Raw genomic sequence first — 15,121 nt, forward strand, 5'->3', positions numbered from 1 at the left:
ACGCGTGGGGCGTACCTGATGGAGGTCCTCAGGTCGGGTCGAGGACCGTCTCCCGGAGGCGGGTCACCAGCTCGGCGCTCTCGCCGACCGAGCGGCGGGTCAGCAGGACCGTGGCGAGGCTGCCGTGGTCGGCCCACGTGCAGGCCACGACCGACGTGCCGTCGAGGCGGCCGGTGCCGCATTCCTGCTGGGCGCCGAAACCGGCGAAACCGCCTATGTCGTACGACTGGATGTTCTTCAGATCGATGGCGTCGGTCAGGCGGTCCAGCTGAGCCTTCACGTCGGCGCCGGGGGTCAGCCGTAGACCGGTCACGCCGAAGACGGTGACCCGTTTGCCGCGGTCGTCGGTGTAGACACCGGCGAAGGCGCCACCGTCCGCACCGGCCTCCTGCAACTTCTCGGCGAGGCGCTGCGCGGCCCGCTGGCCGGAGGCGTTGTCGCGCAGTTCCAGGTCGGCGAAGGAACTCGGGAGCACCGCGCTGACCGGGTACTGCCGGACGCCGGGGACGAACCAGTAGGCGAGCCCCAGCGCGATGATCATCAGCGCCGTGAACCGGCGCAGGCGTCGCTTGCGGCGTGGCTTCGGTGCGGGTGGCGTCCAGGACGGGCGGCGCTGGACCGGGATCGGGGCCGGTTGGGCGGCCGGGCGACGGCTGAAGAAGCCACTCTTCCGTGGGGCGCCCGGCGTCGGCTGGCGAAGCTTCTCCGGTGCGCCGGCCGTGACCTGGCGAAGTTTCTCCGGCGCGCCGGCAGCGACCTGTTGTCCCCTGGCAGCGACCTGCTGGCCTTTCGCCGCGACCTGCTGGCCCGCGGCTGCGGCCTGCTGGCCGAGGGCGCGCAGCTTTTCGGGAGCCTCCGCGGCGGCCTGCTGGCTCTTCGCCGCGGCACGGCGGCCCCAGGCACGGAGCTTCGGCGGCAACAGCGGTGGCAGCCCGGCGCCGCCGGCCGGTGGCGGATAGGTGCCCGGTGCGGGAATGGTGCTCGCGGGAGACTGTGCCCCGGCGGGAGACTGTGCCCCGGCAGGAGACTGTGCCCCGGCGGGCGCGCCGATTCCGGTCGGTGCAACGCCGGGCGTCTCCAGGCGGGTTGGCGGCGTGCCGGGGACGTCGAGGCGGGTCGGCGGGGTGTCCGGGACGTCGGAACGGGTCTCCGGCATCGGCGCGGCCGGGATCCGGTAGGGATCCGCCCAGACCGGGGTGTCCTGGTCGGCCCACGGGTCGACGGCGGGGACGGCCGTGCGGTCGTCGTCGGGATCGGGCTCGGCGCCGTTGATCCGGTCCACCATGCGCGACCACAGCGACCGGCGCGGCGCGACGTCCGGCACCGGCGCGGCGCCGCTCCAGCGGTCGGGCACGTCGGCGGTCGGCAGTTCGCCGGATCCCGCGAACCGTGTGGGGTCGGGCATTCCGGCGGCCGGGGCGGTGTCACCCGGCTGCTGGTCGGCCATGGATTCGATCTCCTCCCGCACGCCTGGAGGCGAGCATTCCTCCCCAGGTTAGGCACGTTGCGCCAGTGGGACACCCGGGCCGGATCGTGACGCGGGATGTGAATGCCGGACAACGAGGGCGATGTGCGAAACGCTCCGGAGTCGTATGGTTACCCGGACTTGGCATCCAACCGGGGTCACCCGGGTGTGCGAAACATCATTCGCGTGCAGTGGGAAGGGAGGGGCGCCTTCCCGGGCCGACGGGTCCGGGCAGTGCGCCGGAATCGCATGAGCACGACGGTGAGAAACGCGGTAACGATCACGGGCAACGAGTCCGGCCCGCCGATGCTGTTCGCTCACGGGTACGGCTGCGATCAGAACATGTGGCGGTTCGTCACCCCGGCGTTCGAGGAGACCCACCGGATCGTCCTGTTCGACCACGTCGGCAACGGCCGATCGGACCTGTCGGCCTACCGGGACTCCCGGCACGGCAGCCTCGGGGGCTACGCCGAGGACATCCTGGACATCGTCCGGGAGCACGACCTGCGCGAGGTGGTCTTCGTCGGCCACTCGGTGAGCGCCATGATCGGCGTGCTGGCCGCGATCCGTGAACCCGAGCGGTTCGCCGGGATCGTGATGATCGGCCCGTCGCCGCGCTACATCAACGACGAGACCGACGGCTATGTCGGCGGGTTCACCCGTGCCGACATCGACGGGCTGCTGGAGTCGCTGGACAGCAACTATCTGGGCTGGTCGGCGACGATGGCTCCGGTGATCATGGGAAATCCGGAACGGCCCGAACTGGGTACGGAGCTGACGAACAGTTTCTGTGCCACCGACCCGGAGATCGCCAGGAAGTTCGCCCGCGTCACCTTCCTCTCCGACAACCGCGCGGATCTGCCGAACCTGCGGGTCCCGTCGCTGATCCTGCAGTGCTCGGACGACGTGATCGCCCCCGAGGTGGTCGGCGAGTACGTACACAAGAACACCCAGGACAGCACCTTCGTGGCCCTCAATGCGACCGGCCACTGTCCGAATCTGAGCGCGCCGGAGGAAACGGTTGACGCCATCAAGTCCTGGTTGTAGACAGCGGGCATGATCGGCGGAGCATTGGCGTGAGTGAATCTGGTGGGCCGGACGTGACACAGGAGTTGCGACTGCCCTGGGACGACGATCCCGAGGACCTGTACGAACATGCGCCGTGCGGTTATCTGACGACGCTCCCGGACGGCACCGTCGTCCGGGTCAACGAGACGTTTCTGACCTGGACTGGGTACTCCCGAGCCGACCTGATCGGTCACAAACGGTTCCGTGACCTGCTGACGCCGGGTGACCAGATCTACCACGAGACGCACTACGCGCCGTTACTGGCGATGCAGGGCGAGGTGCACGAGATCGCGCTCGAGGTGGTCGGCACCGACGGCCGGCGGCTGCCCACCCTGGTCAACTCCGTGCTGGAGCGGGGAACTACCGGGGCGCCGCGGATCATCCGCACGATGGTGTTCAACGCCACCGAGCGGCGCAGCTACGAGCGCGAGCTGCTCGGCGCCCGCCGGGCGGCGGAGTCGTCCGAGCAACGGGTGCAGGTCCTGCAGCAGATAGTGGCCGACCTGGCGGCGGCCCCTACCGAGGCCGAGGTGGCGGAGGCGGTGGTCCGCGCGCCGGAACCCGCCTTCCAGGCCACGAGCAGCAGCATCTACCTGGTCGACGCCGAACGCGACCAGCTGGTGGCGGTCGCCTCGACCGATCCGACCACCGGCAACTGGGACGACATGCCCCGCTCGTCGACGCGGGCGGTCGCGGAGGTGGCCCGCCGCGGCGACCTGCACGTGATCGGCACCGTGGCCGACGCCGAGGAGCACTTCCCGGACCTCGCCGAGTCGATGCGCCGGTCCGAGCGGCGCAGCGTGGTGCTGCTGCCGCTGACCACCGGGCCGTCCGACGAGCACGCCGGGGTGACGGTGCTGGGCGTCCTCGCGTTCAGCTTCCGTGACGAGCGCACCCTCACCGACGGTGAGCTGCGGGTGATCCGGTTGCTGGGGCAGCAGGCCGGGCAGGCGCTGGACCGGGCGCGGCTGTACGACGACGCCCGGCGCCGCGAGGAGCGGTCGTCGTTCCTGGCCCGGGCCACCCGGGCGCTGGACGAGGAACATCGGCTGCTGCAGCGGGCCCGCCGGCTGGTCGAGCGGGCGGTGCCGGAGATCGCCGACTGGGCGCTGGTACGCCTGCAGGTGGGCCCGGCAGGCCTGGTTGAGCATCACGGCGGCCCGGCTCCGGACCCGGCCCGGCTCGAGGCCCGTACGGCCGAGGCGATCGAGACCTCGGCACCGGTCTTCGCCGTCGACGCGGACGGTCTGGGCTGCACGGTGCTGCCGCTGACGGTCCGCGGCCGGGTGCTGGGCACGTTCGCCGTGCGGATGGCCCCGGACCGGCGCGGCGCCGAGGCGGAGCGCCAGTTCCTGATCGATCTGGCCGACCGGGCCGCGCTCGCGCTGGAGAACGCCCGCCTGTACGAGCAGGAACGGGCCATCGCGCGGACCCTGCAGCGCAGCCTGCTGGCCGCGGACGTGCCCGGCACCGACCCGCGGTTCGCGGTGGAGACCCACTACCAGGCGGCCGCGCAGGACATGGAGGTCGGCGGTGACTGGTACGACGCCTTCCTGATCACCGCCAACAAGCTGGCCGTGGTCGTCGGCGACGTGGTCGGGCGGGGCATCGAGGCGGCCACCACGATGGGCCAGCTGCGCAGTGCGATCCGGGCACTGGCGTCCGCGGAGGCGGGACCGGCCCGGCTGCTGGAGGGTCTGGACCGGTTCTGCGACCGGGTCGACTCGGCCCGGATGGCCACCCTGGTGTACGCCGAGATCGACCTGTTCAGCAGCGAGATGGCGTACGCCTGCGCCGGTCATCTGCCGCCGCTGCTGCACGAGCCGGCCGGCCCCCCGCAGTACCTGCTGCAGGCCCGCTCGGCGCCGCTCGGCTCGCGGGCCGGTGACGTGCGCCGGGTCGAGCACCGGCAGCGCCTGGCCGCGGGCAGCCGGCTGCTGCTCTACACCGACGGCCTCATCGAGCGTCGTGGCCGTGGCATCGACCGCGGGTTCGAGATCCTCGCCCGCGAGTACGCGCGCCTGCGCGACGCGCCGCTCAAGGGCCTGACCGCCGGGCTCGCCGAAATCCTGGTCGGCCGGGACCACGGCGACGACGTGTGCCTGCTCTGTCTCACCCTGGGCACCGAGGAGCGCCTGGAACGCTCGATCGGCGCCGATCCGCTGCAGATCGCCCTGCTCCGCGCCGACATGCGCGGCTGGCTGGCCGGGCACGGCGTGGACACCGACTGCCTGAACGCGGTTCTGCTGGCCTGTTCCGAGGCGGTGGCCAACTCGATCGAGCACGGCTACTCCGACGACCCGTTCGGGGTGGTCGACGTGACCGCCACGATCAGCCCGGACACCGTGGAGATCCGGGTCAGTGACCACGGCCGCTGGCGTGGGGCCAGGGACGACGAGGCGCGCGGCCGAGGGTTGCAGCTGATCTACGAGTCGATGGACGACGTGTCCTTCGACCGGGACACGGAGGGTACGACTGTGGTCATGCGGCGGCATCGGGGTCAGTCGTCAGCAGGTGACCTGTGACGGCGGATCAGTGGGTCAGCTTCTCGCGGCGTGGCACCGCGGAGCTCGTACATCTCAAGGGTGAGATCGATCTGGCGAACGCCAACGACATCGGCCGGGCGATAGTGGCGCGGACCACCGCGGCCGAGGCCGTGCTGATCGATCTGACGGCGGTCTCGTTCCTGGACAGTGCCGGTGTGCGGCTGCTCGATTTCATCGTCGGCGATCTGGACGACCGGGGGAAGCCGATCCGCCTGGTCGTCGGGGAGCGCGGGGCCGCACGGATGACCCTGCAGCTCTGCGCGTTCCGGGCCGACCTGCTGGCGACCGACCTGGACCGGGCCGCGACGGAACTGGGCGGGTAGTCCGCGTACGCTGGACACCCATGAGCGTGAGTTCCGTCTTCCCGCAGCTCGAGCAGCTGCTGCCCAGGGTCAGCAAACCGATCCAGTATGTGGGCGGCGAGCTCGGGGTCGTCGTCAAGGACTGGGACGCCACGGTCGTCCGGTGGGCGCTGATGTACCCGGACGCGTACGAGGTCGGCCTGCCCAACCAGGGCGTGCAGATCCTCTACGAGGTGCTCAACGAGCAGGAGGACGTGCTCGCCGAGCGCACCTACTCGGTGTGGCCCGACCTCGAGGCGCTCATGAAGGAGAACGGCGTCCCGCAGTTCACCGTCGACGCGCACCGGCCGGTGAAGGCGTTCGACGTGTTCGGGCTGTCGTTCGCCACCGAGCTGGGCTACACCAACATGCTCAGCGCGCTCGACCTGGCCGGCATCCCGCTGGACAGCGCCGACCGCGACGAGAACCACCCGATCGTCCTGGCCGGCGGGCATGCCAGCTTCAACCCGGAGCCGATCGCCGACTTCATCGACGCCGCTGTGCTCGGCGACGGCGAGGAGGCGGTCCTCGAGATCACCGGGATCATCCGGGACTGGAAGGCCGAGGGACGGCCCGGCGGGCGCGACGAGCTGCTGCTGCGCCTGGCCCGCACGGAGAGCATCTACGTGCCCCGGTTCTACGACGTGGACTACCTGCCGGACGGCCGGATCCAGCGCGTCGTGCCGAACCGTCCGGACGTGCCGTTCCGGGTCGCCAAGCGGACCACGATGGATCTGGACGCGTGGCCGTACCCGAAGAAGCCTTTGGTCCCCCTGGCCGAGACGGTCCACGAGCGCTATGCGGTGGAGATCTTCCGCGGTTGCACCCGGGGCTGCCGGTTCTGCCAGGCCGGCATGATCACCCGCCCGGTGCGGGAGCGGTCGATCACCACGGTCGGCCAGATGGTCAAGGAGGGCCTGGAGTTCTCCGGTTACAGCGAGGTCGGTCTGCTCTCGCTCTCCAGCGCCGACCACTCCGAGATCGGTGACATGTGCTCCGGCCTGGCCGAGCAGTACGCCGACACCAACGTCTCGCTGTCGCTGCCGTCCACCCGGGTCGACGCGTTCAACATCGACCTGGCCCAGGAGCTGTCCCGCAACGGGCGGCGCACCGGCCTCACCTTCGCGCCCGAGGGCGGCTCGGAGCGGATCCGCAAGGTCATCAACAAGATGGTGACCAAGGAGGATCTGATCCGTACGGTCGTGACGGCGTACTCGAACGGCTGGCGGCAGGTGAAGCTGTACTTCATGTGCGGCCTGCCCACCGAGACCGACGAGGACGTCCTCGAGATCGCGCACATGGCGCACGAGGTGATCCGGGCCGGTCGCGAGGCAGCCGGTACCAAGGACATCCGCTGCACGGTGTCGATCGGCGGCTTCGTGCCCAAGCCGCACACCCCGTTCCAGTGGGCCTCGATGGAGCGCCCCGAGGTCATCGACGCCCGGCTCCGGATGCTCAAGAACGAGATCAACAGCGACCGCTCGCTCGGCCGGGCGATCGGTTTCCGCTACCACGACGGCGAGCCGTCGCTGATCGAGGGCCTGCTGTCCCGCGGCGACCGCCGGGTCGGCAAGGTCATCCGCCGGGTCTGGGAGAAGGGCGGCCGCTTCGACGGCTGGTCCGAGCACTTCTCGTACTCCCGGTGGGTCGAGGCCAGCACCGAGGTGCTGCCCGAGTACGGCGTGGACCTTGACTGGTTCACCACCCGCGAGCGCGAGGAGCTGGAGGTCCTGCCCTGGGACCACCTCGACTCCGGCCTCGACAAGGACTGGCTCTGGCAGGACTGGCAGGACTCGCTCAGTGAGTACGAGCAGGACGACTGCCGCTGGACCCCCTGCTTCGACTGCGGCGTCTGCCCGGCGATGGACACCGAGATCCAGATCGGCCCCACCGGCAAGAAGCTGCTCCCCCTGACACCCGTCAACCGTCTGACCGCCCCGCCCGCCGCCCTGGATCTGAATGAAAACCCTTCTCAAAGGGTCCCTGCTTAGGAGACTTCCGATTCCCCCGAAGAACCAACCCGTCGGCGGCCAGGCCCCGGTCGTCCAGCGGATCCGACTCCGGTACGCCAAGCGCGGTCCGCTGCGCTTCACGTCACACCGGGACTTCGCCCGTGCCTTCGAACGGGCGCTGCGTCGTGCCACCGTACCGATCGCCTTCTCGCAGGGCTTCACCCCGCACCCCAAGATCTCGTACGCCAGCGCCGCGCCGACCGGTGTCGGCAGCGAGGCCGAGTACCTCGAGATCGGCCTGCAGGCCCCGGTCGACCCGGAGGAACTGCGGGTCGCGCTGGACGCCGCCCTGTCACCGGGTCTGGACGTGCTGGAGGCGGTGATCGCCGGCGGGGGCAGCCTCGCCGACCGCATCGACGCCTCTCACTGGCGGATCGAGTTGCCCGAGGTCGAGCCCGCGGTGGCGGAGAAAGCGGTCGCCGCGTTCCTCGGCTCCTCGGAAGTGCTGGTGGAGCGCATGACCAAGCAGGGGCGCCGCAGTTTCGACGCCCGCGCGGCGGTCACGCGGTGTGAGGTAACCCATGAGCCGGACCTACCTTCCGGGGCCGTTGCGGTACCGTGTGCGATAATCGACCTTGTCGTACGGCAGGTGACGCCCGCCGTGCGGCCCGATGACGTCCTGTCCGGCCTGCGCGTGGTGGCTGGCCTGGAGCCGCCGGTGCCCCCGCGGGTGACCCGGCTGGCCCAGGGCACACTCACCGCGCAGGGGGAGATCGTCGATCCGTTGGACGCGGATCGCGTGGATGTCGGCATCGGAGAGCGCTGATCGGTAGTTCGGTCGGCGTTCGCTGAACTTTTTGCAACATGGCGCGGGCCCGGTGGTTTGGCCCGATGGCAGGTTGAGAAAAGGTCGCCTGGCAGACTTCGGCAAGCCCGACCGTGAAGGCCGGGCCCGAAAAACTTTGCAGCGATCCTGCGTGGCAGCGCTTACCCGCGCCCGGGGTCGCCGAGAACTGGAGAGCGCCCCATGCTCGATAACGAGCCCCCAGTCAACCTGGGAGATCAGGGCGGTGAACGGGACGGAGCAACCACTCCTCCCGGAGATGCCGCCGCAAGCACCACCCCTGCACGCCGGACGCGGGCCCCGCGTCGCAAGGCGGCAGCGCCCGCGCCGGAGGCCGACACGCCGGCCGCCGAGCCGGGCGCCGGAATCGAGGCCGCGGCCGCGGCCGATGCTGTGGCCGACGCCGCCGAGGCTCCGCCCGCGCCGGTGAAGAAGGCGACCCGGGCCCGCCGTAAGAAGGTCGAGCCCGCCGCCGAGGAGACCCCGTCCGCCGCCTCGCCGGCAGAAGAGGTCGCCGCCACCCCGGCCGAGGAGATCGCCGAGGTTCCGCCCGCGCCGGTGAAGAAGGCGACCCGGGCGCGCCGCAAGAAGGTCGAACCCGTCGCTGAGCAGCCCTCTCTGCTCGAGGACCCGACTCCCGCCGACGTGCCTGCCGACGTGGTGGTCACGCCGGCCGAGCCGGAGGCCACCGCCGAGATCTCCGAGGAGGACGAGGCCGCCCTGATCGAGGAGGCCGCCGTGGAGGCAGCCTCCGCGGCCCGCGCCGCCGGCGTTCCGGTGGTCGGCATCCTCCCGCTCGACGACGACTTCGTGGAGGAGCAGCCGGCCGGGCGCGCCCGCAAGGCCGCCCTGCCCCCCGCTGTCCTGTTCATGCCGCCCGAGGCCACCGAGCAGCCCCCGCCGGTGACCCGTCGCCGCCGCCCGGCAGCCGACCCGCTCGCGATCCCGGTCTCCGCCGAGCCCGTGGAGCCCGTGGAGACCGCTGCCGAGCCGGTCGCCGAGCCGGTCGCGGAGGAGCCCGCCGAGGGCCCCCGCCGCAGCCGTCGCCGCCGCCGGGGTGCGGCCGAGGAGCCCGCCGAGGTCGCGGTCACCGAGGCCGAGCCCGTGCTGGACGAGACCGACGAGAGCGCCGACGACGTCGAGGATGGCGCCGACGAGGGCGACGACGATGACGACGAGGCCGGTGCCCGCCGCCGGCGGCGCCGCGGCCGTCGTGGCCGGGGCCGGGGCAAGGGCCCGTCCGACGAGGCCGACGACGACACCGACTCCGACGGCGAGTCCGACTCCGAGGAGGGCGCCGAGGCGTCCGCCGACGAGGGCGACGACGAGGAGGAGTCCGAGGACGGCGAGGGCGACGGGGTCACCCGCCGCCGGCGCCGCCGTCGCCGCAAGGGTTCCGGTGACACCGAGACCGGTGGCATCGAGGACGGCGTGCACACCGTGGTCCGCGTCCGCGAGCCTCGCCGCACCTCCGACGAGGTGCAGGGTGTCTCCGGCTCGACCCGGCTGGAGGCCAAGCGCCAGCGCCGCCGCGACGGCCGGGAGCAGCGGCGGACCCGTCCGCCGATCCTGAGCGAGTCGGAGTTCCTGGCCCGTCGTGAGGCCGTGGACCGGGTCATGGTCGTCCGGCAGAAGCAGGACCGCACCCAGATCGCGGTTCTCGAGGACGGCATCCTGGTCGAGCACTACGTGGCCCGGGCCACCTCCGGCACCATGGTCGGCAACGTGTACCTCGGCAAGGTGCAGAACGTGCTGCCGAGCATGGAGGCCGCCTTCGTCGACGTCGGCCGCGGCCGTAACGCCGTGCTCTACGCCGGTGAGGTCAACTGGGACGCCACCGGGCTGGAGGGGCGCGCCCGCTCGATCGAGCAGGCGCTGCGCTCCGGCGACTCGGTGCTCGTGCAGGTCACCAAGGACCCGATCGGTCACAAGGGCGCCCGGCTGACCAGCCACATCGCGCTCTCCGGCCGGCACCTGGTGTACGTGCCGAACGGCAACGCCTCAGGCATCAGCCGCAAGCTGCCGGACAACGAGCGCAAGCGGCTGCGCGACATCCTGAAGAAGCTCGTGCCGGACGGCGCCGGCGTGATCGTCCGCACCGCGGCCGAGGGCGCGACCGAGGACGAGCTGGCCCGCGACGTCAAGCGGCTGCAGGCGCAGTGGGAGGACATCCAGGCGCGGGCCGCCGAGGGCAACGCCCCGCGGGCGCTGTCCGAGGAGCCCGACCTGGTCATCCGGGTGGTCCGGGACCTCTTCAACGAGGACTTCCGCGACCTGGTGGTCCAGGGCGAGCAGGCGTACGCCGAGGTGGAGAACTACCTCGAGTCGGTCTCCCCGGACCTGGTCGAGCGTCTGCGCCGGCACACCGGAGCCGGCGACGTGTTCGCCGAGCACCGGATCGACGAGCAGATCCTCAAGGGCCTGGACCGCAAGGTCTTCCTGCCGTCCGGCGGTCACCTGGTGATCGATCGCACCGAGGCCATGACGGTGGTCGACGTCAACACCGGTAAGTACACCGGCGCGGGCGGCAACCTCGAGGAGACGGTCACCCGCAACAACCTGGAGGCGGCCGAGGAGATCGTGCGCCAGCTGCGGCTGCGGGACCTCGGTGGCATCGTGGTGATCGACTTCATCGACATGGTGCTGGAGAGCAACCGCGAGCTGGTGCTGCGGCGGCTCACCGAGTGCCTGGGCCGTGACCGGACCAAGCACCAGGTCACCGAGATCACTTCGCTCGGCCTGGTGCAGATGACCCGGAAGCGGATCGGCGCCGGACTGCTCGAGGCGTTCAGTGAGACCTGCGACCACTGCAAGGGCCGGGGCCTGATGATCCACTCCGAGCCGGTGCCGGAGAAGCGGTCGAACGGCGGCGGCAACGGTGGTGGCGGCGGTGCCAGTACCCAGGTGAAGGCGGTGGCGGCGGCAGTGCCGCGTACCGAGGCACCGGTACAGCAACAGCCGCCCGCGGCTCGTCAGCGGCGGCGCCGGGGTGGCGACAGCTCTCCGGTGGAGCAGCCGGTCGAGACCGTCACCGAGCCGGCCGCTGAGACGGCCGCCGAGGTGGTGGAACCGGTGGAGCCGGTCGAGCCCGTCCAGCCGGCCCAGCCGGTGGTGGCCGTGGAGCCGGGCCCGGCCGCGGAGGTGGCCGAGGTGCCGCCGGCAGCTCCGGTCGCCGGTTCGGGCATCGTCCGGCGGGCGCCGAAGCCCGCGCTGACCACCACGGACGAAGACGACGGCTACGACATCAGCGGGTACGACCTCTCGCGTTACGACACGCCGGCCGAGCAGAACGGCACGCACGCGACGGACGACGAGCCGCTGCGGCTGGTCGGGGCGGACGACCCGGACGCGGCCGACGAGGACGAGGAAGAGGACGACGACGTGGTGGGCGCCGGCACGGGCACCCGGCGTCGGTCGAGGCGGGGCGGCGCGAGGCGGCGTACCCGGCCCTGAGCAGTGCGGACCCGGCCCGGCAGTTAGCTGTAAAGAAAGTTAACTGCCGGGCCGGGTTTTCCGTTACCCTCTGCGGGGTCGATCCCTGTCCCCCGAGGAGACCGAGTCCCATGCGTATCCCTGCCCTCGCCGCGGTGGCGATCTCCGCTGTGTTTCTGACCGGCTGCTCCGGCGGCGACGAACCTGCCGCGAAGGGGACCGACCCCGCCGCGGCGGGCGGTACGGCGGCCGCGTCGCAGCAGGCCGAGAAGCCGACCGACACCGCGCTCTCCGAAGACACCGAGGCCATCTGTGCCCAGGCCAGCCGGACCAGCAACGAGTTCGGCAAGACGTTCGCCGAGGACTACCAGCTCCTGATCAAGGCTGCCGCCGAGGGCAAGGAGGCGAAGGCCAAGGCCCAGGAGAAGGTCACTCGTGATCTGGAGAACTTCTCCTTCGCCCTGCTGGACATGTCGAAGCTGGCCGCCGACCCCACGGTCAAGAAGGCGCTGGGGTCGATGGGGGCGCAGGTCACCGCTCTCAAGGGTGACGTCACCAAGGTCGACGAGAAGAAGCTGGCCGACCTTCACGGCGTGCTGGACAAGGCCTGCGGCCGCGGGTGACGGCCCGGTTTGGGTCTCGGCCCTGCGATGAAGTAGTCTTTCCGACGGCGCCTTTTCGGCGCTAGTTCCGTGCGCGGCTTCGGGATCACCTGAGTGGATCACTCGAGTGGATGACTTGAGCGCCTGCCGGATTCTCAGCAACATCCGCCAGCAGCCATGCGGCTGCGTAAGTCTCAGGGAGTCCGCGTCCGATGTACGCGATCGTCAAGACCGGCGGCAAGCAGTACAAGGTTGCCGAGGGCGACGTGATCGAGGTCGAGAAGCTCGCGGGTCAGCCCGGCGACGCCCTGACCCTCGCCGCGGTCCTCCTCGTCGACGGTGACAACCTGGTGACCGAAGCGGCCAAGCTTGCCAACGTTACGGTGTCCGGCGAGATCGCCGAGCACACCAAGGGTCCGAAGATCCGGATCCACAAGTTCAAGAACAAGACCGGTTACCACAAGCGCCAGGGGCACCGTCAGCCGCTGACCCGCGTCAAGGTCACCGGCATCAAGAGCGGGAAGTAGGCGCGGACATGGCTCATAAAAAGGGTGCATCCAGCTCGCGTAACGGCCGTGAGTCCGCTGCTCAGCGGCTGGGCGTCAAGCGGTTCGGCGGTCAGCTCGTCAACGCCGGCGAGATCCTGATCCGCCAGCGGGGCACGAAGTTCCACCCCGGCGACCTGGTCGGCCGTGGCGGCGACGACACACTGTTCGCGCTCGCCACCGGCAACGTCCTGTTCGGCACCTCGCGCGGTCGCAAGACCGTCAGCATCGTGCCGGTCGCGCAGTAGTTTTCTCTACAGCGGGCCGTGGACCCTCGGGTCCGCGGCCCGCTGTCGTTTTTCTTCGGTTAGCAGTAGGAGCTGGAAGTGACCACGTTCGTCGACCGGGTAGTGCTGCACCTGCAGGCGGGTGACGGTGGCCACGGCTGTGCCTCCGTACACCGGGAGAAGTTCAAGCCGCTCGGCGGACCGGACGGCGGCAACGGCGGGCACGGCGGCAGCATCACCCTGGTGGTGGACCCCCAGCAGCACACCCTGCTGGACTTCCACTTCCACCCGCACATCAAGGCCAGCAACGGTGGTGGCGGCGCCGGGTCGAACCGGGACGGCGCGACCGGCCGGGACCTGGTTCTCAAGGTGCCGGACGGCACCGTCGTGCAGACCGAGGACGGCGAGGTGCTGGCCGACATGGTCGGCGCCGGCACCGAGTTCACCGTGGCCCGTGGCGGTCGCGGCGGCCGGGGCAACGCCTCACTGGCCAACGCCCGGCGCAAGGTTCCCGGCTTCGCCGAGCTGGGTGAGCCCGGCGACCAGCTGGACGTGGTGCTCGAGCTGAAGAGCGTCGCCGACGTCGGCCTGGTCGGGTTCCCGTCGGCCGGCAAGTCGTCGCTGATCGCGGTGATGTCCGCGGCCAAGCCGAAGATCGCCGACTACCCGTTCACGACGCTGGTGCCGAACCTGGGTGTGGTGCAGGCCGGCGAGGTGACCTACACCATCGCCGACGTGCCAGGCCTCATCCCGGGCGCGGCCACCGGCAAGGGCCTGGGCATGCAGTTCCTGCGCCACATCGAGCGCACCTCCGTGCTGGTGCACGTGCTCGACGCGGCCGCGCCGGAGATCGAGCGTGACCCGCTGGCCGACCTCGACGCGATCGAGGCCGAGCTCTCCGCGTACGGCGGCCTGGAGGACCGGCCGCGGATCGTGGTTCTCAACAAGATCGACATCCCGGACGGGCGCGACCTGGCCGAGATGGTCCGCCCGGACCTCACGGCCCGCGGCTACCAGGTGTTCGAGGTCAGCGCGATGACCCGCGAGGGTCTGCGCGAGTTCGGCTTCGCCCTGGCCAAGCTGGTCGCCGAGTACCGCGCGAACAAGCCGGTCGAGGAGGCCACCCGGATCGTGATCCGCCCGCGGGCGATCGACGACACCGGCTTCACCATCGAGCAGGACGAGGACGGCGTCTTCGTGATCCGCGGCACCCAGGTGGAGCGCTGGATCAAGCAGACCAACTTCGACAACGACGAGGCCATCGGTTACCTGGGTGACCGGCTGGAGCGCCTCGGCGTCGAGACGGAGCTGGCCAAGAAGGGCGCCAAGGCCGGTGACCCGGTCCGGATCGGCGCGCGCGAGTTCGACTGGCAGCCCAACGCCGGCGAGTACGTCTCCGGCCCGCGCGGCACCGACTCGCGGCTCGAGGAGCTCGACACCCGGCCGTCCGCGGCACAGCGGCTCGCGGCCCGTAAGGCCCGCCGGATCCGCAACGACGACGAACTCGTCCACATGTCCGCCGACGGCACGGTCAGCACGATCTCCAATTCGAGCCGCCCGGTGCTGGTCAGCGACGACGAGGACGACGACATCGAGGGATAGGCCGCAGGCCAGATCACCGCAACCCGCCGGAAAGGGACGTCACCTAGGGTCACCTCCGTGCTGATCGAAATCCGCGACTCCCTGGACCCGGAACTCGCCGCTCTTCTCGCTGCTCAGCAGTGGGAGCTGGCCGAGTTCGGGGTCCGCGCGGAGACTCGGAGCCTCGAACCGGACGATGACGCCGAGTATCTGGTCGGTGCGGTGCACGGCCGCGCGGTGGCCTGCGGGTCGTGGCAGGCACTCGAACCGGGCACTGCCGGGCTGAGCCGGATGTACGTCCGCCCCGCCTTCCGCGGCCGCGGCCTGGCCCGGCAGTTGATCGTGGCGGTCGAGGAGGAGGCGCTCGCCGCGGGCCGGCCCCTGCTCCGTCTGGAGGTGGAGGTCCGGTTGCCCGCGGCGATCGCCCTCTACCAGTCCTCGGGCTACCGGCAGGTGACGCCGGCGGCTCCGGGGCTGGTGCGTTTCGAGAAGCGGCTGCCGGCCCCGGTCCAATGAGC

Annotated in this window: 12 protein-coding genes; 11 read left to right on the forward strand and 1 reads right to left on the reverse strand. The window is 71.0% G+C overall.

Going from position 1 to position 15,121, the window contains the following annotated elements; all coding sequences use genetic code 11:
• Positions 1-28 precede the first annotated feature (28 nt).
• Positions 29-1,468 (reverse strand): hypothetical protein, encoded by a 1,440-nt coding sequence (locus CLV67_RS07735; RefSeq protein ID WP_106316499.1) that lies wholly within the window; start codon positions 1,466-1,468, stop codon positions 29-31.
• 258 nt (positions 1,469-1,726) lie between these two features.
• Here CLV67_RS07735 and CLV67_RS07740 point away from each other — a divergent pair, with 258 nt between their 5' ends.
• From CLV67_RS07740 to CLV67_RS07790, 11 genes are all read left to right on the forward strand, one after another.
• Positions 1,727-2,512, forward strand: a complete 786-nt coding sequence (locus tag CLV67_RS07740; RefSeq protein WP_307833859.1) for an alpha/beta fold hydrolase — start codon at positions 1,727-1,729, stop codon at positions 2,510-2,512.
• Between the two features lie 29 nt (positions 2,513-2,541).
• Positions 2,542-5,058, forward strand: a complete 2,517-nt coding sequence (locus tag CLV67_RS07745; RefSeq protein ID WP_239166230.1) for a SpoIIE family protein phosphatase — start codon at positions 2,542-2,544, stop codon at positions 5,056-5,058.
• Complete coding sequence (locus CLV67_RS07750) at positions 5,055-5,402, forward strand: STAS domain-containing protein (RefSeq protein ID WP_106316502.1); 348 nt, start codon at positions 5,055-5,057, stop codon at positions 5,400-5,402. The genes CLV67_RS07745 and CLV67_RS07750 overlap by 4 nt, the downstream gene beginning before the upstream one ends.
• 20 nt (positions 5,403-5,422) lie before the next feature.
• Positions 5,423-7,411: a TIGR03960 family B12-binding radical SAM protein gene (locus CLV67_RS07755; protein ID WP_239166231.1), complete on the forward strand. Its 1,989-nt coding sequence runs from the start codon at positions 5,423-5,425 to the stop codon at positions 7,409-7,411.
• The gene (locus tag CLV67_RS07760; protein ID WP_106316503.1) at positions 7,380-8,198 is read left to right on the forward strand and encodes a TIGR03936 family radical SAM-associated protein; all 819 of its coding nucleotides are present in this window, start codon (positions 7,380-7,382) and stop codon (positions 8,196-8,198) included. The genes CLV67_RS07755 and CLV67_RS07760 overlap by 32 nt, the downstream gene beginning before the upstream one ends.
• 201 nt (positions 8,199-8,399) lie before the next feature.
• Entirely contained in the window at positions 8,400-11,669 is a 3,270-nt protein-coding gene (locus CLV67_RS07765; RefSeq protein ID WP_106316504.1) for an Rne/Rng family ribonuclease, read from the forward strand.
• A gap of 110 nt (positions 11,670-11,779) precedes the next feature.
• Positions 11,780-12,271 carry a hypothetical protein gene (locus tag CLV67_RS07770; RefSeq protein WP_106316505.1) on the forward strand — a complete coding sequence of 164 codons (492 nt, stop codon included), beginning with the start codon at positions 11,780-11,782 and terminating at the stop codon, positions 12,269-12,271.
• Positions 12,272-12,462: 191 nt separating this feature from the next.
• Positions 12,463-12,777, forward strand: a complete 315-nt coding sequence (gene rplU / locus CLV67_RS07775) for a 50S ribosomal protein L21 (RefSeq protein ID WP_106316506.1) — start codon at positions 12,463-12,465, stop codon at positions 12,775-12,777.
• A gap of 8 nt (positions 12,778-12,785) precedes the next feature.
• A complete protein-coding gene (gene rpmA / locus CLV67_RS07780; RefSeq protein ID WP_106316507.1) occupies positions 12,786-13,043 on the forward strand; it encodes a 50S ribosomal protein L27 in 258 nt (85 codons plus the stop codon).
• Between the two features lie 78 nt (positions 13,044-13,121).
• On the forward strand, positions 13,122-14,624 hold the full coding sequence (obgE, locus tag CLV67_RS07785) for a GTPase ObgE (protein WP_106316508.1): 1,503 nt from the start codon (positions 13,122-13,124) through the stop codon (positions 14,622-14,624).
• A gap of 57 nt (positions 14,625-14,681) precedes the next feature.
• Positions 14,682-15,119, forward strand: coding sequence for a GNAT family N-acetyltransferase (locus CLV67_RS07790; protein ID WP_106316509.1), 438 nt, complete (start codon positions 14,682-14,684; stop codon positions 15,117-15,119).
• Positions 15,120-15,121: the final 2 nt, after the last annotated feature.

It is taken from the genome of Actinoplanes italicus (assembly GCF_003001815.1).
GTDB classification, from domain to species: domain Bacteria; phylum Actinomycetota; class Actinomycetes; order Mycobacteriales; family Micromonosporaceae; genus Actinoplanes; species Actinoplanes italicus.

Bases quoted from the DNA above. Each gene is read 5' to 3' on its own strand.
- CLV67_RS07755 (WP_239166231.1), top strand. From the start codon at position 5,423: ATGAGCGTGAGTTCCGTCTTCCCGCAGCTCGAGCAGCTGCTGCCCAGG.
- CLV67_RS07760 (WP_106316503.1), top strand. From the start codon at position 7,380: ATGAAAACCCTTCTCAAAGGGTCCCTGCTTAGGAGACTTCCGATTCCC.
- CLV67_RS07765 (WP_106316504.1), top strand. From the start codon at position 8,400: ATGCTCGATAACGAGCCCCCAGTCAACCTGGGAGATCAGGGCGGTGAA.
- CLV67_RS07770 (WP_106316505.1), top strand. From the start codon at position 11,780: ATGCGTATCCCTGCCCTCGCCGCGGTGGCGATCTCCGCTGTGTTTCTG.
- rplU (WP_106316506.1), top strand. From the start codon at position 12,463: ATGTACGCGATCGTCAAGACCGGCGGCAAGCAGTACAAGGTTGCCGAG.
- rpmA (WP_106316507.1), top strand. From the start codon at position 12,786: ATGGCTCATAAAAAGGGTGCATCCAGCTCGCGTAACGGCCGTGAGTCC.